Genomic DNA, 24,861 nt, shown 5'->3' with positions numbered 1-24,861 from the left:
GCCCCGGATGCCGGTGCGCGCCGGGGTGGCCGGGGCGTCGCCGGAGGCGCACGCCGTGGCGGACGCGTCGGACCGGGGCGCGCGGCTCGTCGCGGTGGTCATCGCGCTGGCCTGGCACCTGGTGATCGGGCTGCCGGCGGTGCTGGCGGCGGGGCCCGGGATGGCCGCACCGGCGGTGGTGGCGGTCGGTTGGCTGGTTACCGCGCTGGTCGGCGTCGCCACCGGCGTACGCCTGCTGCGCGGTGGACTCCCCCCGGCCCGGCGGCTGGCCACGGCGCTGCTGCTGGTCGACGCGGCGGTCTTCGCGGCGGTCGGTGACCGGTTCCTGTTCAGCACCGCCAACTGGGTGTGGGGTGGGCTGGCCTGGTTCCTCCTGCTGGTGCTCTGGCAGCGGCCGGTGCGCTGGCTGCTGGCCGTGCTCGCGGCGCACGCGACGATCGCGCTGGTGGCGGTGGTGCTGCACGGCGCGACCGCGCCGGCCGACCTGAGCCGCTACGCGATGTACGTCTACGGCACCTCGACGCTGCCGGTGGCGGTCTTCGCCGGCGCGGCGGCGTTGACCGCGCTGGCCCGGGACCGGGCCGGCACCGCCGCCGCGGTGCTGGCGGTGGCCGCGGAACGGGACGCGGCCGAACGCGCCCAGGTCGAACGGCAGGCCCGGCTCGCCCTGGTCAGCGGCACCGCCGAGGAGGTGCTGGCGGCGTTGGCGGCAGGCGACGCCGACCCGGCGGACGAGGCGGTACGCCGCCGCGCGGTGCTGGCCGCCGCCCGACTGCGCCGGTTGATCGCCGAGTCCGACGACGTGCCCGACCCGCTGCTGCACGAGCTGCGCGCCGCGGCCGATCTGGCGGAACGGAACGGCCTGCCGATCGAGCTGGTCGCGGTCGGCACCCCGCCGGCGCTGGCGGTCGACGTGCGCCGGGGGCTGGCCGACCCACTCACCGGCGCGCTCGCCGGCGCCCGCGGCTGGGCCCGGCTGACCGTGGTCGCCGGCCCGGACGAGGTGGTGGTCAGCCTGGTGACGCCGGACCACGACGGCCCCGACGACTCCGTGGCGCCGGCCGGCGGCGACGGCCCGGTGGAGCGCGTGCACGAGCGGGACGGGGAGATCAGATGGACGCAGACCCGCTGGCGGCGGACGTGAACGCCGGGCACCCGATCGGGGTGGCGATCGTCGACGACCACCCGGTGGTGATCGACGGGGTGCGCGCCTGGCTGGCCACCGAGCCGCGACTGCGGGTGCTGGCGACCGGCGACGACCCGGACGCGGTGCTGCGGGCCGCGCCGGACGCCGAGGTGGTGCTGCTCGACCTGCGGCTGCACGGACGGATGGTGCTCGACAAGCTGGCCGAGCTGAGCGCGGCCGGGCGGCGGGTGGTGGTCTACTCCGAGCACACCGACCCGCAGACCATGCTGGCCGCCCTGGACGCGGGCGCGGTGGCCTTCCTGGCCAAGCACGAGGGGCGGGAACACTGCGTGGGCACCGTGCTCGCGGCGGCGAGCGACCGCCCGTTCGTGCCGCCGGCGCTGGCCGGCGCGATGGTCGGCGACGCCCGCCCGGGCCGGCCGGTCCTGTCGGACAAGGAGCGCGAGGCGCTGCTGCTCTGGTTCCAGTCGATGTCGAAGGCGTCGGTGGCGCGCCGGATGCAGATCAGCGAGCACACCGTCAAGCAGTACGTGGACCGGGCGCGGATCAAGTACACCCGAGCGGGTCGTCCGGCGGCCACCAAGGCCGCTCTGCTCGCCCGTGCGATCGAGGACGGCCTCGTCCGACCGGAAGAGATCGGCATCTACCGGTCGCAGGCGTCGGCCGACCGGCCGACCCCCTAACGGGTGTCATGACAATCACCCCAGGAATCCGTCAGGCTCACCGATACCGCCAACCGTCACCGGGAGGTCGTACCGTGCCGGAGGACGCCGCACCCTTCTTCATCGGGCCACACCGCTTCGACGCCGACGACGACCCCACCCGTCCGCTGCTCGACCGGCGCTACGCGCTGGTGCCCGAGCCGGGCGAGCGGCTGCTCGGCCAGCACCGGCTGCGGGTCGCCGGTCACCTGCTCGGTCCCACCGAGGACGTGCGCTGCTGGGCGCTGCCCGACCCGGCGTCGGTCACCGTGACCGACCGGCGGCTGGCCTACGTGTGCACCGGCCCCGAATTGTCCCTGGTCCCCGGGCGGGACGGCTCGACCGGCGCCCGGCACCGGCGTCCGGCCCGGCTGTCCCGCCTGGTCAGCGGTCAGATCCGCTGGCAGTGGCCGTCCCGGGTGGAGCTGGCCGAGGTGGGCGACGACGCGGTGGAGCTGCGCGTGGTGTGCGACGCGCTGCGCACCATCCGGCAGCCGGCGCTCGCGCTCACCGGGCCGGTCGCCCTGGTCACCGCGCTGGCCCGGCAGGTACGCCGCTCGGTCGCCGGGTTCCGGTTGGCCCATCCCGACCTGGTGGACCTGTCCCCACCGGAGCGGGACGTCCTCGCCACCCGGGTCACCGCCTCCCCCGGGCCGGCGCTGGGCGCGGTCACGCTGCCCGGCTCGCTCCCGGTCGAGTTCCTGTCCCGCGACGACTACTACCGCCACCCGGTGGCGGAGGCGTCGACCTGGCCACGGCCCGACTTCCCGGCCCGGGACCAGCCCGGCTCCGCCTGCTGACCCGGCGGGCAGGTGGCGGTGACCGCGTGCGCCGAGGGGCCGCCGCGGTAGTCGTGTCCCGACGCTGCCGGGGCCGACCCACCGTGGCCGCGCGGCAGATGCGTCCCCATGCCGCCGGCGAACTTGACGGCACGAATGACTCATGAGCCTCGCGCCGCGAAGTCGGGCCCGGGAATTGAGCGGCGCCGGGCCAGCCTCGCCCGCCCCGGCTTACCGGTGCGCCCGCCCGCGCCACCTTCTCGGGCCGTGACCCATCCACGTCATCAAGTTCGTAGGCGACCGGAACCAGTCTCACCGGCACCACAAGGCGTGGCCCGGCCCGTCTCCCAGGCCGGGCCACGCCCGGCGGCGGTGCGAACGGGCCGGGGCAGGCCCGGTCAGGAGGTGCTGCGGGAACGGCGGTCGGAGCGGTCCAGCTCGACGGCCTGCTCCGGGGTGGGTGCGCCGCCGCCCAGGTGGGCCGGCAGCCACCAGGCGTCGTCCGGGCCGGCCGGCTGCTCCGGGTAGTCCCGCTGGGCGCGGTCGACCAGCGCCGACAGGCGGGTGTGCAGGTCGGTGGTCATGGCCGTGGCGTCCGGGTAGCCGGCCGGGTCCATCGGCTCGCCCACCAGGATGGTGATCGGGGTGTGCCGCCGGGCCAGGGTGCGCGGGCGCCCCTTGGTCCAGAGCCGCTGGGTGCCCCAGAGCGCCACCGGCAGCAGCGGCACGGCGGCCTCCTGCGCCATCCGGGCCGCGCCGTTCTTGAGGTCCTTGACGGTGAAGGAGCGGCTGATCGTCGCCTCCGGGAAGACGCCCACCACCTCGCCCCGGCGCAGCGCGGCGACCGCGGCGGCGTACGACCCGGCGCCGGCGGCGCGGTCGACCGGGATGTGCTTCATGCCGCGCATCAGCGGGCCGGAGACGCGGTGCCGGAAGACGCTCTCCTTGGCCATGAACCGGACCAGCCGGCGGGACGCGTGCGCGCCGTAGCCGCAGAAGATGAAGTCGAGGTAGCTCACGTGGTTGGACGCCAGCACCGCCCCGCCGGTGGCGGGCACGTGCTCGCTGCCCCGCACGTCCAGGCGCAGGTCGAGAGCGCGGAACATCGTCTTGGCGGCGGTGATCACGGGCGGGTACACGAGCTCCGGCATCCGGTAACTTTACCCCGGGTAGGTTACGCCTCCGTAGGGCCGCTCTGCTCTGCGCAGACCGGGGTGGTCCCCGCGGCCGGCCACCGCCACGATGACGGGATGACCGAACGCGGCGTACTGCTCTGGATCCACGGCGGGGGTTGGCGGGCCCGGGCCCACGAGGACGGCGCCGCGCTCGCGCCGCTCGGGCTACGGGTGGCGCCGGCCCACTACCGCTTCTCCCACCAGGCCCGCTGGCCGGCCCAGCTCGACGACGTACGCGCCGCCGCGCGGGTGGCCCGGGCCGGTGGCCTGCCGCTGCTGGTCGGCGGCGACTCGGCCGGCGGGATGCTCGCCCTGCACCTGGCCCTGCGCGGGGTGGACCGGCCGGGCGACGTGGCGGGCGCGCTGGCGTACTGGGCTCCGGTGGACCCGCTCGACCCGGCGCAGCGGCGTCACCGTGCCCCCGGCGACGACCCGTGGACCGACCTGCTGGGCCATCCGCCGGCCGCCGACGACCCGGCCACCACGGACGCGACAGTCGCCACCCACCTCGGCTCGGGCGTGCCGGTGCTGCTGGTGCAGGGGTGCGACGACGTTCCGGTGCCGGCCGCCCAGACGGTCGAGCTGGCCGGCCGGCTGCTCTCCGCCGGGCACCCCACGCACCTGTGGCTCACCCACGGCGGCCACGCGCTCGACCTGGCCCGGCCCGACCTGCGCGCCGTCGCCGCCGCGTTCCTGGACAACGTCCTGCCGGAGGTCCAGGACGGCTAGGTTCTACAGGCATGCCCGACCTCGCCGCGATCGTCATCCACTGCCGCGATCCCTACCTGCTCGCCCCGTTCTGGAGCGCGGTCAGTGGGCTACCGGTGGTCGAGGCGGACCGGGCGAAGCTCGCCGACCGGACGCTCGGGCCGACCGAGGCGGTGCTGCTGCGCGACCCGCACGGACGGCGGCCGGACCTGTGGATCAGTCCCGCCGCCGAGCTGCCCGCGCCCGGCCGGATCCACCTCGACCTGGTCGGCGACGCGGAGGAACGGGCCGCCGTGCTGGAGGCCGGCGCGACAGTGGTGCGCGAACTGCCCCGGTGGACGGTGCTGGCCGACCCGGAGGGCAACGAGTTCTGCCTGCTGCCCCCGCACGAGGCACACGGCACCGAGCCACCGCCCGGCCACTGATCCCGGGCCGGCGGCCGGTCAGCCGGCCAGGTTGTGCAGGTCCAGCCGGCCCCGGGCGAACGCGTCCACCCGGCCCCACCGGCCCGGGATGTCCAGCACCTCGATCCGCCCCATGCCCACCGGCAGCCGCGGGTCCACGGCCAGGTGACCCTCGTGCGGTTCCAGCCCCAACATGGTCCGGATCAGCAGCAGCGGCGCCCCGGTCGACCAGGCCTGCGGGCTGCACGCGGTGGGATACTCCACCGGGAACTTCGTCAGCTCCCGCTGGTAACCACCGAACGCCTCCGGCAGCCGACCGTCGAAATAGGTCGCCGCGTCCAGGATCCCGTTCGCCACGGTCGCCGCCTCCTCGGCGAAGCCGTAGCGGCGCAGGCCCCAGGCGACGAACGAGTTGTCGAACGGCCAGATCGCGCCGTTGTGGTAGCCGATCGGGTTGTAGCGGACCTCGCCCTCGGCAAGCGTCCGCACCCCCCAGCCGGAGAACAGCCGCGGCCCCACCAGGTGCTCGGCGATCCGTGGCGCCCGCTCCTCGTCGACGATGCCGCTCCACAGCAGGTGGCCGATGTTGGAGCTGAGCACGTCACACTTGCGTCCCTGCGGGTCCAGCGCGAGCGCGTAGAACCCGTCCTCCTCGACCCACCAGTCCCGGTTGAACCGCTCCTTCAGCTCCGCCGCCTCGCGCTCCAGTTGATCGGCGTACCCGGGGTCGCCCCAGAACTTCCGGGCCATCCGGGCCGCCCGCATCTTCGCGTCGTACGCGTACCCCTGCACCTCGCAACTGGCGCGCGGGAACGACGGCAGCGAGCCGTCGGCGTACGAGACGGAGTCCCAGGAGTCCTTCCAGCACTGGTTCTCCAGGCCGTTCTCGGTGTTGCGCCGCTCGTACCAGATGTAGCCGTTGCCGACCAGGTCGGCGTAGTCGTCGATCCACTTCAACGCGGCGCGGCACTCCCGTTCCAGCTCCTTGACCAGCGCCACGTCGCCGCTCCACCGCTCGTACTCGTCGAGCAGCACCACGAACAGCGGGGTGGCGTCCACCGAGCCGTAGTAGGGCGAGTGCGGCTGCTCCTCGAACGCGGCGGTCTCGCCGTAGCGCATCTCGTGCAGGATCCGGCCCGGGTCCTCGTCCCGGAAGTCGTCGAACCGGGTGCCCTGGAGAGCACCGAGAATGCGCAACGTGGTCTTCGACATCTCCGGCGCGAACGGCAGCACCTGGAGGCAGGTGAGGATGCTGTCCCGACCGAACATGGTCATGAACCAGGGCAGACCGGCGGCGGGCAACGTCTGCCCGCCGAGCGACAGCGGTGAGAAGCGCAGCGCGGCGAGGTCGACCATGCTCCGCCGGTAGGTCGCGGCGACCCGGCCGTGCTCGCTGTTCACCTTCGGCGCCCTGTCGATCCACTCCTCCAGGTCGTGCTGGAGCGCGAGCCGCTCGGTGCCGTGTGCCCGCAACCCCATCCGCAGGTCCCGGCCCCCCGGGCCGATGGCGAACGTCTGCACGTCGAGGAGGACCTCCCACTGCTCGTTGGGCTCCAGGTGGATGCTCCAGGCCATGCCCCGGTTGTCGTAGCGGGCCGGCTGGTTCGCGGAGAGCACCGTCTCCCGCTTGAAGTTGCCCCGCCGGTAGCCCAGTCGCAGCCGGTCCGGCTCCGCCTCGGCGTACAACTCGCCCTTCTTGTTGAGGATCTCGTCCTTGATCTGGAAGAGGTCGGCGAAGTCGGAGCCCGCCTCCATCCGGATCTCCAGGTCGACCGCCTTCTCGTCGTGGTTGAGGATGGTCAGCGTCTCCCGGAAGCTGCCGCCCACCACCCGCTCCCGGATGACCGAGAGCTTCGCGTCCACGTAGTGCGTGGCCATGCCCGGCACCAGGAAGAAGCGGGCCTCGTAGTACTGCAGGTCGTCGTAGGAGAGCGCGTTGAGCCGCTCCCCGTTCACCGTCAGCACCCACTTCGACAGGTACCGCGTGTCGAGCGAGAAGAGACCCGTCGGCTCGCTCGGCGTGGCCTCGATGTCACCGGTGTCCTCGGAGACCACGAACGTGTTTCCGTCCAGGATCCGGACGGTGTTGCTCCCGGCCATCAGGCAGCCCTCCTGGCGAAGGCGTGGTGCGGCCCTCGGGAGTCCGGCGGACCGGGGAAGACCCGCTCGATCTGCAGGACGAGCCGCAGGTCGCCGACGACTGTCATGTCGCCGCGCAGCAGCGCCGCGATCGCGTTCTCCTCACCCGCGACGAGGGCGCCGAAGAGCCGGGGGTCGGTGCCGACCACGGTGTCCGCCTCGCCGTCCTCCTGCCGGACCCGCAGCTTGCCCCGGTCGATCTCCAGCAGCCAGTGGTTGGTCTGGGCCCCCTCGTGCAGGTCGAACCGGAGGGTTCCGACGGTCTTGACCAACAGCGGCTCGAAGCCCCGCCGGTCCAACTCCTCGAAGAATCTCATGGCCGTGTCCACCATCGAAGGCGACTCCTCCCGCGCTACCAGCGTCCTCCTCGTCGACAGCACGGGTGCCCGCCGGCTCCCGGGTCAACCTCGCCCGGATCGGGTGAGGTCACGTGGGCCCGAGGACGCGGGACGCCGGCCCCCGAACCGGGGGCCGGCGGCACCACGGGCGGACGTCAGTTGTTGGGGTCGTCGGCGCTGATGTCCGCGAGCACCGACTGGGGTTCCCGCTCGACCGCCAGGTCACCCATCGAGACCAGGCCGATCAGCCGGCCGTCCTCGGTCACCGGCAGCCGGCGGACGGCGTAGGTGCGCATCAGGTCGGCGGCGGCCACCGCGTCGTCGTTCTGGCTCACCGTCACCACGTCCTTGCTGGTGATCTCGTTGAGCCGGGTGGTGGCGGGGTTCCGGTCCTCGGCCACGGCTCGGACCGTGATGTCCCGGTCCGTCACGATACCGACCACGTTGTCGCCGTCGGTCACCACCACGTCGCCGATGGCGCTGTCGCGCATCTCCTGGGCCGCCGCGGCGAGCGTGTCGTTGCCGTCCATCGTCACCAACCGGGTCGTCATGAACTCTCCGACCGTTGTCATGGTGCTCCCCTCTCGGTGTCGGCACCGCGGTCTACCCACCGCTCGAGGCGGGGTAACGCGGGCCGGTTCACCGCCGACGACGTAGCCGCCGGCGCAGGTCGTAGGTGCCGTTGCTGGACAGCCCGTAGAAGAGCGGCAGCAGCAGAAGCACCACCAGCGCCGCCGGCACGCTCACCCAGCCCACCAGGCCGGCGACCGCGTACGCCACCACGCCGAGCGCCGCCCGGATCCGTTCGACCTCGAAGAACCGGGAGACCACGCCCGCCTGGAGCAACTCCCGGTGCCGGCTCAGGTAGTGGTAGAGCCAGAGCCAGGCGGCGGAGAGGACGACGCCGACCACCGCGTACGCGGTGACCGCGACCCGCTCGTCGTAGGCGTCGCCCGCCTCCACCGCACGGGAGACGAGCGCGGTGACGAACGGCAGCAACGCCACGCTGAAGAGCACCCCGAGGTTCGCCCAGTGCAGGCCCCGGTCGGCACAGCGCACCCGGTGGAACGTCCCCTTGTGGTTCAGCCAGTTCACCGCCACGTACAGATACGACGTGACGTAGGCGAGATAGACCGGCCACTGGTCGAGCAACGCGTGCCACATCCCGCCCGGCGCCACCTCGGGCACGCGCAGGTCGAGCACGAGCAGGGTGACGACGATGGCGAAGACCGCGTCGCTGAAGCCGATCGCCCGCGCCGTGTCCGAACGCAGCCCGGTCTCGACCTCGTCGACGTCCTCCGCGCCCGGTCCGGCCGGCATGGTTCCCCCCACCCGCCGGCGTGGGCCGCCGGCGACCGGGCCCGCATACCCACTGCGGAGGCGTCCGTGCCGGTCCCGGACGGACGCCTCCGGTGGTGCCGCGAATCGGTCGGCCGGGCTCAGCGCTCGGCGGCGACCAACTCGGCGAGCTGCACGGCGTTGAGCGCCGCGCCCTTGCGCAGGTTGTCGTTGGCGCAGAACAGCGCCAGCCCGTGCTCGACCGTCTCGTCGACCCGGATCCGCCCCACGTACGTCGGATCCTGCCCGGCCGCCTCCAGCGGGGTGGGCACGTCGCTCAGCGCCACCCCCGGCGCGCCGTCGAGCAGCTCGCGGGCCCGGGCCGGGTCGATCGGCCGGGCGAACCGGGCGTTGATCTGCAACGAGTGGCCGGTGAAGACGGGCACCCGCACGCAGGTGCCGGAGACCCTCAGCCCGGGGATGCCGAGGATCTTGCGGCTCTCGTTGCGCAGCTTCTGCTCCTCGTCGGTCTCGAAGGAGCCGTCGTCGACGATCGAACCGGCCAGCGGGAGCACGTTGAACGCGATCGGGCGGGCGAACTGGCGCGGGGCCGGGAACTGCACCGCCGAACCGTCGAACGCGAGCGCGCTCGCGTCCTCGGCCACCTTGCGGACCTGGTCGTCCAACTCGGCCACCCCGGCCAGGCCGGCGCCGGAAACCGCCTGGTAGGTGGCGACCACGAGGCTGACCAGCTCGGCCTCGGCGTGCAGCGGGCGCAGCACCGGCATGGCGGCCATCGTGGTGCAGTTCGGGTTGGCCACGATGCCCTTGGGCCGGTCGGCGATCGCGTGCGGGTTGACCTCGGCGACGACCAGCGGCACGTCGGGGTCCATCCGGTACGCCGACGAGTTGTCGATCACCACGGCGCCGGCCTCGGCGACGCGCGGGGCCAACTCCTTCGCGGTGCCCTTGCCGGCCGAGAAGAGCACGATGTCCAGGCCGCGGTAGTCCGCGGTGGCCGCGTCCTCGACGGTCACCTCGCCGTCGCGCCAGGGCAGCGCGCGCCCGGCCGACCGGGCCGAGGCGAACAACCGCACCTGCTCCGCCGGGAAGTCGCGCTCCGCCAGCACCCGCCGCATCACGCCACCGACCTGGCCGGTGGCACCCACAATGCCGATCCTCATGCCCGCGAGGCTACCCAGCCGGGCCGCGTGGGCGGGAAGCCTTTCCCAGCGCGCGGGCCGGGGCGACGGGAATCACATCGATCCCGCCGCCCCCACCCGGTCACGCGTGGTCGACCACCTCGCCGAGACCGGCGGCCACCAACTCGTCCCGGATCACCGCCGCGTCCCCCTCGACGACGAGCGTCAGCGCCTCCGGGTGCAGGTGCGTCCGGGCCGCCGCCGAGACCTCCTCCACGGTGGCCGCGAGCAGCGCCTCGCGCAGCCGGGCGTGGTAGTCGTCCGGCAGGTCGTGCACCACGAGCGTGGTCAGCGCGGACGCGATCGCGCGGGGGCTCTGCAACTCGACGGAGAGCTGCCCGGCCCGCCACGAGCGGGCCACCGTCAGCTCCTCCTCGGTCACCCCGGTCTCCCGGGTGCGCGTCACCTCGCCCACCGACTCGACGAGCGCCGGCGCGGTCACCGCGGTCTGCACGCCCGAGCTGACCGCGAACCGGCCGAACCGCCGGGACGAGGCGAAGTCGCCGCGGATCCCGTACGTGTAGCCACGCACCTCGCGGATCAGGTGGTTGAGGCGGGAGGTGAACGCGCCGCCGAGCACCGTGCCGGCGAGCGTCATCGGCACGTGGTCGGGGTGGGCGCGGTGCGGTGACGGGTGGCCGAGCCGCAGCGTGGACTGCACCGAGCCGGGCCGGTCCACCAGGATGATCCGCCGCCGGTCGGCGAGCGGCACCTCGATCGGGCCGCCCCGGTCCACCGGCCCGCCGCCGGTGCCGGCGAGCGCGGCCGCGCCGAGGGCGTCCAAATCGATCCGGTCCAGGTCACCGGCGACGACGAGGGTGCCGGGGCGGATGAACCACTCCGAGTGGAAGACCGTGACGTCGTCCACCTCCAGCGCCGCCACGCTCTCCGGGTCGCCGTAGAGCGGGCGACCCCTCCGATGCTCGGCGCCGAACAGGTCGGCACGGAGGACCGCGTCGGCCCGGGGGCCCGGGTTCGCCCAGTCCATCCGCAGCGCGGTCGCCTCGTCGTCGCGGACCCGCAGCACGTCGGCCGGGTCGAGGCGGGGCGTGCGGACCGCCTCCGCCATCAGCTCCACCGCCGCGCTCAGCCGGCCCACCGGCACCTGCACGCTGACCTGGAACGAGTCCCAGTCGAGCCCGCTCACCAGCTCGGTGCCGAGGGCCTCGATGGCCAGCGCGTACGCGGTGGCGTCCCGCTGCGCGGTGCCCTCCTCCAGCGCCTTGGCCAGCACCGCGCCGAGGCCCTCCTTGCCCACCGGCTCCCGGCCGGCGCCGCCGTCGAGCAGCAGCAGCGCGACGGCGAGGTTCTGCCCGGGCAGGTGCGCGGCGACGACCTGCCCGCCGGCGACCGCCCGCCGGACCACCTGGGGAAACCGGTAGGCGCGGGCGGCGCCGGGACCGGGACGGGTGGCGATCAGCGTCATGAGGTCTCCTCGGGCAGGTAGGTCAGGATCACCCGGTCGTCGGCGCCGAACAGCTCGGCGGCCTGCTCGGCGATCTGCTCGGCGGTGACGGCCAGCCAGCCGGGCAACCGGTCGGCGGCCGTCGCCGGGTCGCCGAACTGGGTGGCGTATCGGCCGAGCGTGTCGGCCCGACCGTCCACGGTGGACATCTGACGCCACCACATGGTGCTCAGCAGCGCCTTCGCCCGCTCCAGCTCGGCGGCGGTCACCGGCACGGTGGCCAGCTCGTCGACCACCTCGGCCAGCCCGTCGCGCAGCCGCTCGGCGGTCACCCCGGGCCGGGCGGTGGCGGTGACGATCAGCGGGGCCGGGGCGTGCGCCAGGTCGACCCCGTACGCGCCGACCAGGTCCGGCTGGGCGATCCGCTCGCCGTCGGCGAGCCGCTGGTAGAGCCGGCTGCCCCGGCCGCTGCCGAGCACGGTGGCGAGGACCGTGGTCACGTCGTAGCCGGGGTCGCCGAACGGGTGGGTGCGGTGCGCGAGGTAGACGCGGGCGGCGGGCACGTCGGCGGTGACCGTCTCCTCCGCCGGCCGTCCGGTCGCCGGCACCGTGCGCCCGTCCGGGGCGGCCGGGATGTCCGGGCGCGGCGCCAGGCCGCCGAAGTACTTGTCGGCCAGCGCGAACACCTCCGCCGCGGTGGTGTCGCCGACGACCGTCAGCACCGCGTTGTTCGGCGCGTAGTAGGTGGTGTGGAACGCCTGGAAGGTGGCCAGGTCGGCGGCGTTCAGGTCGGCCATCGACCCGATCGTGGCGTGGTGGTAGGGGTGGCCGGGCGGATAGAGCAGCGGCAGCAACCGCAGCCAGGCGTCGCCGTAGGGCACGTTCTCGTAGCGCTGCCGCCGCTCGTTCTTCACCACGTCGCGCTGGTTGTCCAGCGTCTCCTGGGTGAGCGCCGGCACCAGACCACCCATCCGGTCGGCCTCCAACCAGAGCGCCAATTCCAGGTGCTCGGCCGGGACGGTCTCGAAGTAGTTGGTCCGGTCCGGGTTGGTGGTCGCGTTGAGCGAACCGCCGGCGCCCTGGATCAACTTCATGTGCTCGGTCTTCGCCACGTTCACCGAGCCCTCGAACATCAGGTGCTCGAAGAGGTGGGCGAAGCCGGTCTGGCCCGCCGGTTCGTGGCGGGAGCCCACGTCGTACCAGAGGTTGACGGCCACGGCCGGCGCGGTGCGGTCCTCGCTCACCACCACGCGCAGGCCGTTGTCCAGTCGGGTCGTCTCGATCGGCCAGGGGAAACCGCTGTCGGGCATGGCACGACGCTATCCGATCCGGTGGGCGGAAAGGGGACGCGCGGTCCGCGTCGTCGCCGCGTGACGGGGTACCCCACCCGGCATGACCCCCGCATCGTCCGTCGTGGAACGCGCCGCCACCGCGCTGGCCCGGCTCCGGCACGCCCGACTGCTGCATCCCGCCGGCCGCGTCTTCGCCGCCGACGTGCTGGTCTGGTGTACGCCGGGACCGCCGACCGGGGTGCCGCTGTTGGACGACCCCGGTCGCTGGCCGGGCACGGTCCGCCTGTCCAAGGGCACGCCGACGCCGGCCGGCTGGCCGGACGTGCTGGGCCTGGCGATCCGGCTGCACCGGGACCCGGAGCCGCCGGTGGATCTGCTGGTGAGTTCCAGCGGCGCGGCGCCGGTGCTGCGGAACCTGCCGCTGCCCCGGCGGCGCTTCACCGGGACGTACACCTCGATCATGTCGTTCCGGGCTGGGACGCGGCGGCTGTTCCTGGCCGCGCTGGCCGACCCGGACTCCCCCGACCTGGGCCGCACCCTGACCGAGGCGGACGCGGCGGTGGCCGGCGACGCGCCCCGGCTGGTGCTCGCGGTGGCCTCGGCGGCGGGGCCGTGGCGCACGTTCGGCGAGGTCAGGCTGAACGGCCGGCGCGGCGCCCGGGAGGACGCCGCGCTGGCCTTCGACCCGATCGGCAACGTACCGCCGGGCCTGCGGCTGGCCGGACCGCTGGCCCGGTTGCGGGACGCCGGCTACCGGGGCTCGCGCCGGGGCCGGGGCGAGGCGGTCAGTCCGGTGGCTCGACGGGGTTGACGGTCTCGGCGGAGGTGCGGTGCTCCAGCACGGTGTCGGGGGCGGCGTCGCGGTCCGCCTCCCGCAGGTCCGACTCGGCGAGGATCGCGTCGGCCTGGGCCTGCGGGTCGTCGCTGCCCGCCGCCGCCTCCTCGGGCAGCAGGTGGGCGCGGGAGGAGATCCGGTCCTGGTCGCTCTGGTCGTGGCTCATGGGCGTTCCCATACCCCGCGTCCCGCTTGGCGGAACGCGGGGCCCGTTTCCGGCCGGGTCGGGTACGCTTGCCGGCGTGACGCGTTCGTATCGATGGTTTAGGCAGCCGGCTGGAAGAGCCGGTGACTCGACCGTGAGCTGACGTCACTTCCTCTTCGAGCCGGCCGGGCAGGGATGGTTCCCTGCCCTTTCGCATGCGAGCAGCCGGCTCGACACCCTGGGCGCCGGCCCCGGGGCGCGGTCGGCGGAAGGATCCCCACCGTGACCACGTCCCCGGACGCCCGCCGGGTCATCGACCAGCGGATCGACCGCGTCGTGCCGTTGACCACCCCGGCCCTGCTGCACCACCACCTGCCGCTCGACGCGTCGCTCGCCGAGTCCGTCGTGGCCGGCCGGCGTGCGGTCGGCCAGGTGCTGGACCGCGCCGACGACCGCCTGCTGGTGGTGGTCGGCCCGTGCTCGGTGCACGACCCGGCAGCCGCGCTGGAGTACGCGGGACGGCTGCGCGAGGCCGCCGACCGGGTCGCCGACGACCTGCTCGTGGTGATGCGGGTCTACTTCGAGAAGCCGCGTTCGACGGTGGGTTGGAAGGGCCTGATCAACGACCCGGCGCTGGACGGCTCGGGCGACGTGAACACCGGTCTGCGCACCGCGCGGGCGCTCCTGCTCGACGTGCTGCGGCTGGGCCTGCCGGTGGGTTGCGAGTTCCTCGACCCGATCACCCCCCAGTACATCGCCGACACGGTGGCCTGGGGCGCGATCGGGGCCCGGACGGTGGAGAGCCAGGTCCACCGGCAGCTCGCCTCCGGCCTGTCCATGCCGATCGGCATGAAGAACCGCCCCGACGGGAGCATCGCCACCGCCGTGGACGCGATCCGCGCGGCCGGCGTGCCGCACGTCTTCCCCGGCATCGACGTCTCCGGCATCCCGGCGATCATGCACACCCGGGGCAACGCCGACGGTCACCTGGTGCTGCGCGGCGGGGGTGGCCGGCCCAACTACGACGCGGAGTCGGTGGCCGGGGCGCTGGGCCTGCTGCGCGCCGCGGGCCTGCCGGAGCGGGTGGTGATCGACGCCAGCCACGCCAACAGCGGCAAGGACCACCGCAACCAGCCGCGGGTCGCCGCGGACGTGGCCGGGCAGCTCGCCGCCGGCGGGCGCGGCATCGTCGGGATCATGCTGGAGAGCTTCCTGCGCGCCGGCCGGCAGGACCTGGACCCGACCCGGGAGCTGGAGTACGGCCGTTCGATCACGGACGCCTGCATCGGCTGGGACACCACCGCCGAGGTGCTCGACCACCTGGCCCAGGCCGTCCGCGCCCGCCGGGCCGCGCTCCCCGCGCCGGCCTGAGCGGGATTGGGCAGCGTTTGACCGGTTCGGGGCCGGGTAGGTGGTCGGCGTGACCGATGACGCGCCCGTGACCGAGCAGCCGGACACCAGGCCGCTCGACGACCTGCTCGACGACCTCTACCACGGCCAGGAGCGGATCAGTCAGACCGACATCTACCGCCGGGCGGTGGCCGCGGAACTCCCCGCGGAGCTGCTCACCCGCATCGCCGCGCTCCCCCAGGGCGAGTACGCGGTGGACGAGGTGGCCGACCTGCTGGGTGGCACGGTCGCCTGAGCGCCAGCCGACGAGAGGACGCACATGACCGACCGTGAGCCCGAGCACGAGCACCTGCCGGCGCTCGGCCAGCCCCCGGAGGGCGTGGACACGCTGCCGGAGCCGGACTTCGCCAACGAGCACGACCGCACCGCGGTGGACCGGGACATCATCACCGGGGAGGACGACCGGGAGCCGGAGACGTCGCGCGGCTGGGCCGGCGAGGACCACGGCACCACCCCCACCTGATCTTCCGCACCACGACGACGGGGCCGGCGCGTGCGCGCCGGCCCCGTCGTCGTCGGTCACTGCTCGCGGTGCCCGCCCTCGGCCGCCTGCTGGGCCACCGCGTAGCCCGTCTGGAGGAAGTCGGACGCGGCGACCGCGGTCAACGCGGTGGCCACCAGCCGGGTCAGCCGGGGCGCCAGCACCAGGCCACCGGTGAGCCCGGTGGCCACCCACACCGCCAGGCAGAACGGGCAGCTCACCAACTCGCCGAGCGCGTGCCGGGTGGGGCTGCCCTCGTCGCGGACCTGCTCCATCACCTCGCCGCTGCCGATCGGGTGGTCGTAGCGGGTGAACGGCGCCCGCAGCGGGCTGGTGATCGCGTCCTTGGAGATCAGCCGGCTCAGCTTGTGCGTGGCGATCGAGAGCAGCACCACGTCGCCGGGCGAGGGCCGCTCCGGCACCGGACGGCCGGTCGCCCGGACCACCCCGACCAGCGCGGCGGTCACGCCGGCGTAGGTGCCCATCGCCTTCAGGTAGCCCTCCAGCGGTCGGTGCTCGTGCGGCGCGTACGCCTGGCGCAACCGCGCCACCTTCTGCTTCAGGCCACTCCCGGTCAACCCGGCCTCCCTCGTCGTCATCGCGGCCCGGCTCAACCGGCGGTCAGGTTGTCGGCCACCTCGCGGTCGAGGTTGGCCAGGATCTCGTCGGCCAGGCCGTGGTCGGGCCCGGCCAGGTCCAGCCGGACCCGGGCGCCACCGGCGTCGGCCGGTTCCACGTCGAGCTCCGCGGACCAGTCGGCGCTGCTCCACCGGGCCCGCATGTCGTCGGCGTCGAGCACCTCCACCCGGCAGGCCCCGGAGCGGCGCAGTTCCTCGGGCAGCCAGGCGGAGGACCGGTCCGGGTCGGTGGCGGTGTTGAACACCACCTCGGGCGGCGCGGCCATGCCGCGCTCGGCGTGGCCGGTCATCAGGCGTCCCGCAGCCGGTGCGGGTCGACCTCACGGCCCGGGTGCCGGGTCAGGTATTCCGTCTCCAGGTCGGCGGTGCGGCGCAGGTGGTTCGCGAGCGCGGAGTCGGTGGCGTGCCGCAACGTGTCCAACCGGGTGCGGTGCAGGCTCCGCATCTCCCGGATCAGGTCCTCGTCGCCCAGTTCGGCCGGGTCCACGCCGAGCATCTCGCCGTCGGCGGCCCCGGTGCGGGCGTGGTCGCCGTCCCACTCGGTGACGCGCTGTTCCGGGCTGGTGTCCCGGCGTACCGATTCGGTCATCGTCGCCCCCTCGTCTCGTTCGGGCTGGCGACTAGACGGATGCCCAGCCGGGATGTCACCAAACCCCGCGCACTACGACGCCGCGTCGGAGACGGCCGGCGGCCCCGGTACCCTCGATGGCATGCAGCGGCTCCGGACACCGGCGTGGATCGTCCGCCACGTGGCCATGGTCGTGCTGGTGGTGGCGTTCCTCGGGCTGGGCTGGTGGCAGGTGACCCGGGCCGCCGGGGGCAACGCCCTGAGCTTCGGCTATGCCATCGAGTGGCCGGTCTTCGCCGGTTTCGTGGTCTTCGTGTGGTGGCGCGAGGTGCGCCATGCCCTGCGGGCCGAGCGGAAGCGGCCGGCCGAGCCGGTCGCCGCCGACCCGGCGGGACGTGAGCCGCTCGCCGCCACCCCCGCGGTGCGCCGGCCGGTGCGCGTCGCCCGGATGCCGGCGGTGCCGGCCGACGGGACCGACGACGGCGAGTTGGCCGAGTACAACCGCTATCTTTCCTGGTTGAACGCCAATCCGGGCGCCCGGCCCGGCGACTATCCCGGCTGAGGCCGGTGCGGAAGGTGGGACGACGGTGAGCGGAGCCCTTACCCGGTACCGCGTGATCGCCTGGATCGTGGGCGTGGCACTCGTGGTGCTGGTCCTGATCGGCATGCCGCTGAAGTACGGCTTCGACAATCCGAGCGTGGTGGCCGTGGTGGGCGTCGCGCACGGCTGGCTCTACATGCTCTATCTGGCGCTCACGTTCGACCTGTCGCGCCGGGCCGACTGGCCGCTGAAGCGGATGCTGCTGGTGATGCTGGCGGGCACCGTGCCGTTCGTCTCGTTCTACGCCGAGCGGCGGGTGAGCCACTGGCTGGCCGCCGAGCGCCGGACCCGCACCCCGGAGCCGGTCGCCGGCTGAGCGCGGCTCAGCGTGCCGGCCGCCACGGGCCGGCGCCGGGCGGGTCGGTGAAGCCGCGCGCCGCCCCCTCCCGGGCCCGGCGCAACGCGCGGCTGACCTGGCCGAACTGCCGTTCGTCGTCACTGCTGAACAGCAGCACCTCGGTGCTGCGGATCCGCCCCCACAGCTCGTGCGCCGGAGGTCGCCAGCGGTCACCGGCGAGCACGAGCAGCAGCGGCAGCAGCCCCACCGCGCCGAGCGCGAGATACGCGCCGGCGGTGAGCCGCGCCAGGCCGCCGGTGAAGCCGAGCAGCAGGCCGACCGACGCGATCAACGCCGCGGAGACGGCGACCGCCCGGACGGCGAGCCGGTCGTGCGGGCCCCGGGCGGTGCGGAGCTGGGTGATGTCGGCGACCGACCAACTGGTGCGGCCGACGGTGAAGCGTTCGGCGGTGACGACGATGCCGGGTCGGGCGTAGAGCAGGGTGGGCGCGGCAAAGGAGCGATCGGTCTGCACGGTGGCCTCCCGGGGTCGCGGATCCCGCGGTGGGATTCCCGGATCCGCACCCCATTGTGGAACTGCCCCGCTACCCCGGAAAACGGTCACGGACCGTGAACGTCATCATTGTCACTTTCCGACACTTTGCCAACTTTCGACCCTCCTTGAACTCCCGGCAACTCCGATCACGGGTTAGGTTGTCCAGGTCGGTCCGGTCGACCGCCGTCCACCCGGACGGCGCCGGGCCGGTGTCGACGGATCGCGACACCGCGCTCCGCCGACCCTGGAGAGGAGCTTTCCGCTCTTGTCGTCCTTACGGATGCTGCTCCGCTCGCTGGCGGTGGCCGGCCTCTCGGCCGCGCTGCTCGCCCCGGCGTCGGTGGCTCGGGCCGAGCCCACCCCCGCCGAGCTGACGAAGCAGATCGAGAAGTCCTCGACTGAGCTGGAGCGAATCGTCGAGTCCTACAACAAGCTCAGCGAGGAGATCAAGGCCAACAAGGCCGAGGCGGCCGCGCTGGAGGCCCGGATCGGCCCGTTGCAGGAACAGGCCGAGCGGAGCCGCGCCGACGTGGGCGTGCTGGCCGCGACGGCGTACAAGACCGGTGGCATGCGCACCGCGGCGGCTCTGCTGGAGCCGGGCGGCACGGCCGCGTTGCCGGAGCGGCTGGGCACGCTCGACCAGCTCACCCGCCAGCGGCAACGCACCATCACCGGCTTCACCGCCGACCAGCGGCGGCTGATCGACCAGAAGACCAAGCTCGACGTCACGCTGGCCCGGGAGGCGGCGCAGGCCAAGCAGCTCACCGCCGGCAAGAAGCGGATCGAGTCCGACCTGTCCCGCCTCTACGAGATGCGCCGCAAGGCGTACGGGCGGGCCACCGAGGCGCCCGCCAAGGCGAGTTCGGCGGGCAAGCCGCCGGCCGTCTCCGGCCAGGCCGGGGTGGCGGTGCGGTACGCCTATGGCGCGGTCGGCAAGCCGTACGGCTACGGCGACGACGGTCCCGGCAGCTACGACTGTTCGGGCCTCACGCTGGCTGCCTGGCGGGCCGCCGGGAAGTCCCTGCCCCACAGCGCGGCACGGCAGTGGCAGGTCGTGACCCGGATCAGCCGGAGCGCGCTGCAACCGGGTGACCTGGTCTTCTACTCCGGGCTCGGGCACGTGGCGCTCTACGTCGGTGGCGGCCAGATCATCGACGCGCCGAGCGCGGGCCGCAACGTGAGCAAGCGGGGCATGAACATCATGCCGATCGCCGGCTACGGCCGGGTCTGACCGCGGGCAGCGAACGGCCGGCGTCCTCCTGTCGGACGCCGGCCGTTTCGTCGTTGCTCACCGCCAGGTCAGGCTGCCTGCAGCCCCTCGGCGCGGGCCAGCTCGCGGAGCCGGCCGAGGGCCTGGATCTCCAGCTGGCGGATCCGCTCCCGGGAGAGCGAGAACCGGGACGCGACCTCGGTCAGCGAGTGCTCCCGGCCGTCCTCCAGGCCGTAGCGGGCCCGCATGATGCCGGCCGACCGGTCGTCCAGGTGGTTGAGCAGACCCTCGATCCGCTGCCGCTCCAGACCGGTGAGCACGATCTCCTCCGGTGACGGCGCGTCGCTGTCGGCGACCAGGTCGCCGAGGTTGGTGTCGCCGTCGTCCCCGACCGGGGTGTCCAGCGAGACCGTGTCCTGCGACCAGCGGCGCAGCTCGTTGACCCGCTCGACGGTGACGCCGAGCGCGGTCGCGATCTGCTCCGGCTCCGGGTCGCTGCCCAGCTCACGGGTGAGCTGCCGGGCCACGTTGCGCATCCGGTTGACGTCCTCCACCAGGTGCACGGGCAGCCGCACGGTCCGCTCCTGCTGGGCGATCGCCCGGCTGATGGCCTGACGGATCCACCAGGTCGCGTAGGTGGAGAACTTGAAGCCCCGCTCGTAGTCGAACTTCTCGACCGCCCGGACCAGGCCGGTGTTGCCCTCCTGGATCAGGTCCAGCATGGGCATGCCGGAACGCACGTAGCGCCGGGCGATGGAGACGACCAGGCGCAGGTTGGCGCGGATGAACAGGTCCTTCGCCCGCTCACCCTCGGCCACCACGCGCTCCAGCTCGTCCCGGGTCGCCCCGTCGGGAAGCCGGTCGGTGTCGAGCAGGTGCTCAGCGTAGAGACCCGCCTCGATCGCCTTGGAGAGATCCACCTCACGGGCGGCGTCCAGCAGCGGCGTCCGGGAGATCTCGTGCAGGTAGACGCCGACCAGGTCCCGCTCCTCGGCGACCTCGTCGGTACGCATGCCGATGTTCTTGTCCACGATTGCCACGGTCCCCTCGCTCGCGCCGGTTGCCCGGTTCCTTGCCATCCCCACGTTCATCAGCCCTCCCCGTAACTTCCGCTGTGCCCGTAGGTGCTGACACCTACACAACAGATGTGACGTGTCGGGGATTCCATGCCGTGAGTCGAAACTGTCACGAATGCCTGAGTAGTAGCTGAGAGCCCGGTCCATGTTTCCTGTCAGGACCCCTGCTCGGGCGGCCCGTGGACGCCCTGGTGAACGGGGCCCGGAGCAGCGGAGCCGTCGCCCGCCCATGGAATGTCACCATTGCGTGTTCCATGAACACAGCGAGCCCCGTCACCGCGCCTTTGCGATCCTGGTCACTGCGGGATACGCACGGACCGGACCGGTCGGTTCAGCCACGCGGAAGGATTACCCTCCGCCTCGTTGAACAATCCGCGCGGGGAGAGACGTCCCCTCCCGTCACGTGATACGCGTCGCACCCGCCGGGCGGATGCACCGGCGGGTGGGAAGGGCGCGGACTCAGGAGGCGAGCAGGTCCAGGGCGTCGCGGACCTGGTCGGCGGAGCGGGCCAGGGCGGCCCGCGCGGCGGGCACCTCGGCGCCGCTCACCAGCGCGACGAGCGCGGTCTTGAGATCGCCGTCGGCCTGCTGGAGAGCGACCCGGCAGACCTCCTCGGCGCACCCGGTCGCCTCCATCAGGATCGAGATCATCCGGCCGCGCAGCTTCGCGTTGGTGGCCACCATGTCGATCATCAGATTCGAGTAGACCCGCCCCAGTCGCACCATCACGGCGGTGGAGAACGTGTTGAGCACCAGCTTCTGCGCGGTGCCGGCCTTCATCCGGGTCGACCCGGTGACCACCTCGGGTCCGGTGTCCACCCCGATGAACACGTCCACCGATCCGGCGGCCTCGGCCTCCGGATTGGCGCAGAGCAGCACCGTCCCGGCGCCCTGGGCCCGGGACGCGGCGAGCGCGCCCAGGACGTACGGGGTGCGCCCGCTGGCCGCCAGGCCCACCACCAGGTCGCCGGCGCGCACGCACTCGCCCGCCTCGGCGGCGCCGCCGCGCTCGTCGTCCTCGGCGTCCTCGACGGCTCGCCACATGGCCTCCGGGCCACCCGCCAGGTGCGCGCAGAACCAGTGCCGCGGCGAGTTGAACGTGGGGGCCAGCTCGGCCGCGTCCAGCACGCCGAGGCGGCCGGACGTGCCGGCGCCGAAGTAGTGCACCCGACGCCCGCCGCGCAGCGCGGCGACGGCCAGGTCGACGGTCTCGGCGATCTCGTCGAGCACGGCGGCCACCGCGGCCGGCACCCGCCGGTCGGCCTCGTTGATGACGGTGAGCACGTCCCGGGTCGACATCAGGTCGAGGTCGACGCTCTGCGGGTTGCGCCGTTCGGTCGGCGCGCCGACGCGGACCACCGGACGCATCGCGGCGACCTCGTCGCGCTCCACCCGGCCCGCCGTCATGCCCGCCTCCGGCCGGGGCCGACCCGGCGCGACCGGACGGCCTCGGCGGTGGCCTCCAGAGCTTTCTTCGTCCTGGCCCGGCTGCGCGCGGCCACCCCGACGAAGAGGCAGTCGACCACGGTGAGCTGGGCCAGCCGGCTCGCCGTGGCGCCGGACCGGTAGGTCGTCTCGCGGGCCGCGGTGGTGAGCACGTGGTCGGCGACCTCGGTGATCGGCGACCGCGGGAAGTTGGTCAGCGCCACCGTGGTGGCCCCGCGCGCCCGGGCCTGCTCCAGGACCTCGATGACGTCGGAGGTGGTGCCGGTGTGCGAGATGCCGACCGCGACGTCGCCGCGGCCCAGCAGCGCGGCCGAGGTGAGCGCGGTGTGCACGTCCGGGAAGTAGAACGCGATGCGGCCGATGCGGTGCAGCTTCTGCTGGAAGTCGGAGGCGACGAAGCCGCTCGCGCCGGCGCCGTAGACGTCGATCCGGCCGGCCGCTCCGATCGCCTCGACCACCTGCTCGCAGACCGCGGGGTCGAGCTGCTCGGCGGTCTCCTCGACCGCGCGCGCGTCGTTGAACGCGATGGTGGCGATGATCTGGGCCAGGTCGGCGCCGGGCGGGATGTCGCCGCCGACCACCCGGGCGTCCGGCGGCTCGACCCGGCGGGCGGCCTCGGCGGCGAGCCGGATGCGTAGCTGGGGGTAGCCGTCCATGCCGACCGAGCGGCAGAACCGGATGACGGTCGCCTCGGACGTCTCGGCGGCGGTGGCGAGATCGGTGATGGTGCGTCGGGCCGCGTCCGCCGGATCGGCGACGACCAGCCGGGCCACCCGCTGCTCGGCCGGGGACAGCGAGGGCAGGAGCCCGCTGATGTGGACGATCAGTCCACCGGGCTCGTGACTCGCAGAAATCTTCGGACTTTTCACCACGGATGAAACTTACTTTCAGAGGGCCTGAGCGTCAACCATGACGCCGCGTATCGGGAAATTTACCGCCTTCCGCGCCCGGCCCCGCCCAGGGTTCCATCACCGCAGCCCGGCCCGCCTCCCCGGTCCGGCCGACTCGGCCCGTCGGAGGTGCGTCTGATCGACCGTCACGCCGCCCACCCGGCCCGGACGGCCGGCATCGGTCCACCGGTCAGCCGGGCGGACCTCCCGCCGCCGCGCCGACCGCCTCGGTGGCACGCCACGGCGTCGCACGCGCGCCGGCCCGGCCGGGCACGGGCGGGTCTCCGACGACACCCAACGGCGCGTCGTACGGAGCCGACGCGACCGTGCGGTGACATCACTAAGGGTGACGGACATTCGGTTGCTCAGAGTGACCGTTACTTCCGGGACGGGCGAGAGGCATTCCACCGCCTTTGCTCTGCAGCCACATGTGCATCAGTGCATCTACCTGGCCTTACAGGGAGGGAACCTCTGTGGCGCGGCCGGACCAGCGGTCACTATCGGTGCCTGCTGCGGCGATGGCTGCAGAGCAAAGGCGGCGGCGGCCCGACCCGCCGCCGCACCTCGGAGTCGCTCTTCGTGACCGCCGTGTGGTGCTGCGCCGGGCGGCCGGCGGACCCTCGGCGGCTAACGTGTGGTCATGGTGGATCGCACGGTGCTGGTGACCGGAGGCACGGGTGGGCTGGGCGGCGCGGTCACCGCCGCGTTCCTCTCCGACGGCTGGCGGGTGGTCGTACCCGGTCGGGAGGCCGGGGAGACGGCGGCCGAGGGCCCGGTCCGGGTGGTGGCGGACCTGCTCACCCTCGAGGGGGCCGCGGCGGCGGTGGCGGCGGCGACCGCCGAGCCCGCGGCGCCGCTGCGCGCGGTGGTCAACCTCGTCGGCGGGTACGCCAGCGGCGGGCTGGTGCACGAGACCCCGGTCGAGGAGTTCGAGCGGCTGCTGCGGCTCAACCTCCGCCCGACGTACCTGGTCACCCACGCGTCGCTGCCGCACCTGGTCGCGGCCGGCGGCGGCGCGGTGGTCTGCGTCTCGGCGCGGGCGGCGGTGGCGCCCTTCCCCGGCGCGGCCGGCTACGTCACCGCCAAGGCCGCGGTGCAGGCGTTCGGCAACGCGGTGGCGGTCGAGTACCGGCAGCGCGGGGTGCGGTGCAACACGGTGCTGCCCAGCGTCGTCGACACCCCGGCCAACCGGGCCGCCCGACCCGAGGCCGACCACCAGCGGTGGGTGCCACCGGCCGAGATCGCCACGGTGATCCGCTTCCTGGCCGGCGAGGAGTCCGCGCCGACCAGCGGCGCGAGCGTCCCGGTCTACGGGCGGGCCTGAGCCGGCACCGGGCCGTCCCGGCCACCGCCGGACGGGCCCGGGGTGCCGTCCGGCGGCGAGTCGGCGACGGTGGACGGGTCGTCCGGCAGCCACTCGCTCAGGTGCGCCCGGATCCGGCGGGACACGTCCTTCGGCGTGCCGCCGCCGTCCACCACCACGAAACCGGCGTACTCCGGCAGCGACCGGTAGGCGGCGTCGGCGGCGGTGAGCCACCGCATGCTCTCGTGATCGGTGCCGCGCCGCTCGATCCGCCGGTACGCCTCGGCCGGGTCGACGGTCAGCAGGAAGGTGACCCGGGGCGGCGGGAAGACCCGGTAGCCGGCCCGGGCCAGCCGCTCCCAGCGCTGCCCCCCGTGCGCCCGGATGCTGGCGTACTGGCAGGCGGACCAGCGGTCCATCACCGCGGTACGGCCGGTGGCCAGGCAGCTGAGCAGCGCGAGCGCGATGGCCAGCCAGCGCAGCACGGACTCGACCGCGAGCAGGCCGTCGCGCCCGACGAGGCGCTGCGCGTCCGGCCGGCCGACCCGCTGGGCGAGCCGGCCGAGCCAGCGCCGGCCGCCGGCGTTGCGGTGGTAGGTGGCCGGATGCCCGGCGGCGCTGAGCGCCTCGGCGAGCAGACGTGCCTGGGTGGTCTTGCCCGAACCGTCGATGCCGATCAGGGCGACGGCGCGCAGTCGGGCCCCGCCGCGCCGCGTCCGCAGTGAGCTGGCCACCTTCCCCAGGTTATCCGACACGTGCTCGCGGCTGCCTTTTTGTCGCATTCCTCCCCAGGTGGATGCGGAAGGTGTGACCGGAGCATCCGCCGGGTACGCCACTCAATCTCACCGCCCCTGACG

The 24,861-nt window shown here is 73.8% G+C and carries 30 protein-coding genes; 13 read left to right on the top strand and 17 right to left on the bottom strand.

The annotated features are described in order from the left end of the window. The first annotated feature begins 7 nt into the window (after positions 1 to 7). From O7618_RS31990 to O7618_RS31980, 3 genes are all read left to right on the top strand, one after another. On the top strand, positions 8 to 1,144 hold the full coding sequence (locus O7618_RS31990) for a hypothetical protein (protein WP_278110236.1): 1,137 nt from the start codon (positions 8 to 10) through the stop codon (positions 1,142 to 1,144). Continuing rightward, the gene (locus O7618_RS31985; protein ID WP_278109847.1) at positions 1,114 to 1,830 is read left to right on the top strand and encodes a response regulator transcription factor; all 717 of its coding nucleotides are present in this window, start codon (positions 1,114 to 1,116) and stop codon (positions 1,828 to 1,830) included. Before O7618_RS31990 ends, O7618_RS31985 begins: the two co-directional genes overlap by 31 nt. Positions 1,831 to 1,904: 74 nt before the next feature. Then, positions 1,905 to 2,648 carry a hypothetical protein gene (locus O7618_RS31980; RefSeq protein ID WP_278109846.1) on the top strand — a complete coding sequence of 248 codons (744 nt, stop codon included), beginning with the start codon at positions 1,905 to 1,907 and terminating at the stop codon, positions 2,646 to 2,648. Positions 2,649 to 3,025: 377 nt separating this feature from the next. Here the strand turns inward: O7618_RS31980 and O7618_RS31975 are convergent, their stop codons facing one another. After that, positions 3,026 to 3,778 carry a lysophospholipid acyltransferase family protein gene (locus O7618_RS31975; protein ID WP_278109845.1) on the bottom strand — a complete coding sequence of 251 codons (753 nt, stop codon included), beginning with the start codon at positions 3,776 to 3,778 and terminating at the stop codon, positions 3,026 to 3,028. Between the two features lie 99 nt (positions 3,779 to 3,877). Between O7618_RS31975 and O7618_RS31970 the strand changes: the two genes are divergently transcribed. Beyond that, complete coding sequence (locus tag O7618_RS31970; RefSeq protein WP_278109844.1) at positions 3,878 to 4,531, top strand: alpha/beta hydrolase; 654 nt, start codon at positions 3,878 to 3,880, stop codon at positions 4,529 to 4,531. A gap of 11 nt (positions 4,532 to 4,542) precedes the next feature. Continuing rightward, positions 4,543 to 4,935, top strand: a complete 393-nt coding sequence (locus O7618_RS31965; RefSeq protein ID WP_278109843.1) for a VOC family protein — start codon at positions 4,543 to 4,545, stop codon at positions 4,933 to 4,935. An 18-nt stretch (positions 4,936 to 4,953) separates the two neighbouring features. Here O7618_RS31965 and O7618_RS31960 read toward each other — a convergent pair whose 3' ends face one another. The 7 genes from O7618_RS31960 to O7618_RS31930 all read right to left on the bottom strand — a co-directional run bounded on the left by O7618_RS31960 (position 4,954) and on the right by O7618_RS31930 (position 12,586). Next, on the bottom strand, positions 4,954 to 7,014 hold the full coding sequence (locus tag O7618_RS31960) for a glycogen debranching N-terminal domain-containing protein (protein ID WP_278109842.1): 2,061 nt from the start codon (positions 7,012 to 7,014) through the stop codon (positions 4,954 to 4,956). Continuing rightward, positions 7,014 to 7,385, bottom strand: coding sequence for an SCP2 sterol-binding domain-containing protein (locus tag O7618_RS31955; protein WP_278109841.1), 372 nt, complete (start codon positions 7,383 to 7,385; stop codon positions 7,014 to 7,016). Before O7618_RS31955 ends, O7618_RS31960 begins: the two co-directional genes overlap by 1 nt. Before the next feature lie 161 nt (positions 7,386 to 7,546). Further along, complete coding sequence (locus tag O7618_RS31950) at positions 7,547 to 7,963, bottom strand: CBS domain-containing protein (RefSeq protein ID WP_278109840.1); 417 nt, start codon at positions 7,961 to 7,963, stop codon at positions 7,547 to 7,549. Between the two features lie 67 nt (positions 7,964 to 8,030). Beyond that, positions 8,031 to 8,711, bottom strand: a complete 681-nt coding sequence (locus tag O7618_RS31945; RefSeq protein WP_278109839.1) for a TMEM175 family protein — start codon at positions 8,709 to 8,711, stop codon at positions 8,031 to 8,033. Between the two features lie 119 nt (positions 8,712 to 8,830). Beyond that, positions 8,831 to 9,853 (bottom strand): aspartate-semialdehyde dehydrogenase, encoded by a 1,023-nt coding sequence (locus tag O7618_RS31940; RefSeq protein WP_278109838.1) that lies wholly within the window; start codon positions 9,851 to 9,853, stop codon positions 8,831 to 8,833. A 100-nt stretch (positions 9,854 to 9,953) separates the two neighbouring features. Beyond that, positions 9,954 to 11,297, bottom strand: coding sequence for a pitrilysin family protein (locus O7618_RS31935; RefSeq protein ID WP_278109837.1), 1,344 nt, complete (start codon positions 11,295 to 11,297; stop codon positions 9,954 to 9,956). After that, a complete protein-coding gene (locus O7618_RS31930) occupies positions 11,294 to 12,586 on the bottom strand; it encodes a pitrilysin family protein (RefSeq protein WP_278109836.1) in 1,293 nt (430 codons plus the stop codon). The genes O7618_RS31935 and O7618_RS31930 overlap by 4 nt, the downstream gene beginning before the upstream one ends. An 82-nt stretch (positions 12,587 to 12,668) precedes the next feature. Between O7618_RS31930 and O7618_RS31925 the strand changes: the two genes are divergently transcribed. Then, positions 12,669 to 13,379 (top strand): phosphodiesterase, encoded by a 711-nt coding sequence (locus O7618_RS31925; RefSeq protein ID WP_278109835.1) that lies wholly within the window; start codon positions 12,669 to 12,671, stop codon positions 13,377 to 13,379. On the opposite strand, the gene O7618_RS31920 is transcribed toward O7618_RS31925, so the two are convergent. Beyond that, positions 13,354 to 13,569, bottom strand: a complete 216-nt coding sequence (locus O7618_RS31920; RefSeq protein WP_278109834.1) for a hypothetical protein — start codon at positions 13,567 to 13,569, stop codon at positions 13,354 to 13,356. The genes O7618_RS31925 and O7618_RS31920 overlap by 26 nt on opposite strands. 252 nt (positions 13,570 to 13,821) lie before the next feature. Here O7618_RS31920 and O7618_RS31915 point away from each other — a divergent pair, with 252 nt between their 5' ends. From O7618_RS31915 to O7618_RS31905, 3 genes are read left to right on the top strand one after another with little or no spacing between them, the layout of a single operon-like run. Beyond that, on the top strand, positions 13,822 to 14,919 hold the full coding sequence (locus O7618_RS31915; RefSeq protein WP_278110235.1) for a 3-deoxy-7-phosphoheptulonate synthase: 1,098 nt from the start codon (positions 13,822 to 13,824) through the stop codon (positions 14,917 to 14,919). 49 nt (positions 14,920 to 14,968) lie between these two features. Beyond that, a complete protein-coding gene (locus tag O7618_RS31910; protein ID WP_091069627.1) occupies positions 14,969 to 15,193 on the top strand; it encodes a hypothetical protein in 225 nt (74 codons plus the stop codon). 24 nt (positions 15,194 to 15,217) lie between these two features. Continuing rightward, positions 15,218 to 15,421, top strand: coding sequence for a hypothetical protein (locus tag O7618_RS31905; RefSeq protein WP_091069400.1), 204 nt, complete (start codon positions 15,218 to 15,220; stop codon positions 15,419 to 15,421). Positions 15,422 to 15,477: 56 nt separating this feature from the next. Here O7618_RS31905 and O7618_RS31900 read toward each other — a convergent pair whose 3' ends face one another. Genes O7618_RS31900 through O7618_RS31890 form a run of 3 tightly spaced genes read right to left on the bottom strand, consistent with a single transcriptional unit; the run spans position 15,478 to position 16,666 of the window. Then, on the bottom strand, positions 15,478 to 16,038 hold the full coding sequence (locus O7618_RS31900) for a DUF1360 domain-containing protein (RefSeq protein ID WP_278109833.1): 561 nt from the start codon (positions 16,036 to 16,038) through the stop codon (positions 15,478 to 15,480). 11 nt (positions 16,039 to 16,049) lie between these two features. Further along, complete coding sequence (locus tag O7618_RS31895) at positions 16,050 to 16,367, bottom strand: hypothetical protein (RefSeq protein WP_278109832.1); 318 nt, start codon at positions 16,365 to 16,367, stop codon at positions 16,050 to 16,052. Further along, positions 16,367 to 16,666, bottom strand: coding sequence for a DUF6158 family protein (locus O7618_RS31890; protein ID WP_278109831.1), 300 nt, complete (start codon positions 16,664 to 16,666; stop codon positions 16,367 to 16,369). The genes O7618_RS31895 and O7618_RS31890 overlap by 1 nt, the downstream gene beginning before the upstream one ends. 121 nt (positions 16,667 to 16,787) lie before the next feature. Here O7618_RS31890 and O7618_RS31885 point away from each other — a divergent pair, with 121 nt between their 5' ends. Beyond that, positions 16,788 to 17,207, top strand: a complete 420-nt coding sequence (locus O7618_RS31885; protein WP_278109830.1) for a hypothetical protein — start codon at positions 16,788 to 16,790, stop codon at positions 17,205 to 17,207. A gap of 25 nt (positions 17,208 to 17,232) precedes the next feature. Beyond that, positions 17,233 to 17,562 (top strand): DUF3817 domain-containing protein, encoded by a 330-nt coding sequence (locus O7618_RS31880; RefSeq protein ID WP_278109829.1) that lies wholly within the window; start codon positions 17,233 to 17,235, stop codon positions 17,560 to 17,562. A 7-nt stretch (positions 17,563 to 17,569) separates the two neighbouring features. On the opposite strand, the gene O7618_RS31875 is transcribed toward O7618_RS31880, so the two are convergent. Further along, the gene (locus tag O7618_RS31875; RefSeq protein WP_278109828.1) at positions 17,570 to 18,058 is read right to left on the bottom strand and encodes a DUF6232 family protein; all 489 of its coding nucleotides are present in this window, start codon (positions 18,056 to 18,058) and stop codon (positions 17,570 to 17,572) included. A 286-nt stretch (positions 18,059 to 18,344) separates the two neighbouring features. Between O7618_RS31875 and O7618_RS31870 the strand changes: the two genes are divergently transcribed. Next, positions 18,345 to 19,310: a C40 family peptidase gene (locus O7618_RS31870; protein WP_278109827.1), complete on the top strand. Its 966-nt coding sequence runs from the start codon at positions 18,345 to 18,347 to the stop codon at positions 19,308 to 19,310. A gap of 68 nt (positions 19,311 to 19,378) precedes the next feature. Here O7618_RS31870 and O7618_RS31865 read toward each other — a convergent pair whose 3' ends face one another. From O7618_RS31865 to O7618_RS31855, 3 genes are all read right to left on the bottom strand, one after another. Next, positions 19,379 to 20,368, bottom strand: coding sequence for a sigma-70 family RNA polymerase sigma factor (locus tag O7618_RS31865; RefSeq protein WP_278110234.1), 990 nt, complete (start codon positions 20,366 to 20,368; stop codon positions 19,379 to 19,381). A 456-nt stretch (positions 20,369 to 20,824) separates the two neighbouring features. Beyond that, the gene (gene murQ, locus O7618_RS31860; RefSeq protein ID WP_278109826.1) at positions 20,825 to 21,772 is read right to left on the bottom strand and encodes an N-acetylmuramic acid 6-phosphate etherase; all 948 of its coding nucleotides are present in this window, start codon (positions 21,770 to 21,772) and stop codon (positions 20,825 to 20,827) included. Continuing rightward, positions 21,769 to 22,683: a MurR/RpiR family transcriptional regulator gene (locus O7618_RS31855; protein ID WP_278109825.1), complete on the bottom strand. Its 915-nt coding sequence runs from the start codon at positions 22,681 to 22,683 to the stop codon at positions 21,769 to 21,771. Before O7618_RS31855 ends, murQ begins: the two co-directional genes overlap by 4 nt. A gap of 658 nt (positions 22,684 to 23,341) precedes the next feature. Between O7618_RS31855 and O7618_RS31850 the strand changes: the two genes are divergently transcribed. Beyond that, the gene (locus O7618_RS31850; RefSeq protein ID WP_278109824.1) at positions 23,342 to 24,025 is read left to right on the top strand and encodes an SDR family NAD(P)-dependent oxidoreductase; all 684 of its coding nucleotides are present in this window, start codon (positions 23,342 to 23,344) and stop codon (positions 24,023 to 24,025) included. Here O7618_RS31850 and O7618_RS31845 read toward each other — a convergent pair. Then, positions 24,010 to 24,738, bottom strand: coding sequence for a dTMP kinase (locus O7618_RS31845; RefSeq protein ID WP_278109823.1), 729 nt, complete (start codon positions 24,736 to 24,738; stop codon positions 24,010 to 24,012). The genes O7618_RS31850 and O7618_RS31845 overlap by 16 nt on opposite strands. Positions 24,739 to 24,861 lie beyond the last annotated feature (123 nt).

This window comes from Micromonospora sp. WMMD980, assembly GCF_029626035.1.
Classification (GTDB): domain Bacteria; phylum Actinomycetota; class Actinomycetes; order Mycobacteriales; family Micromonosporaceae; genus Micromonospora.
This window is presented reverse-complemented; position numbering and strand designations above follow the sequence as displayed.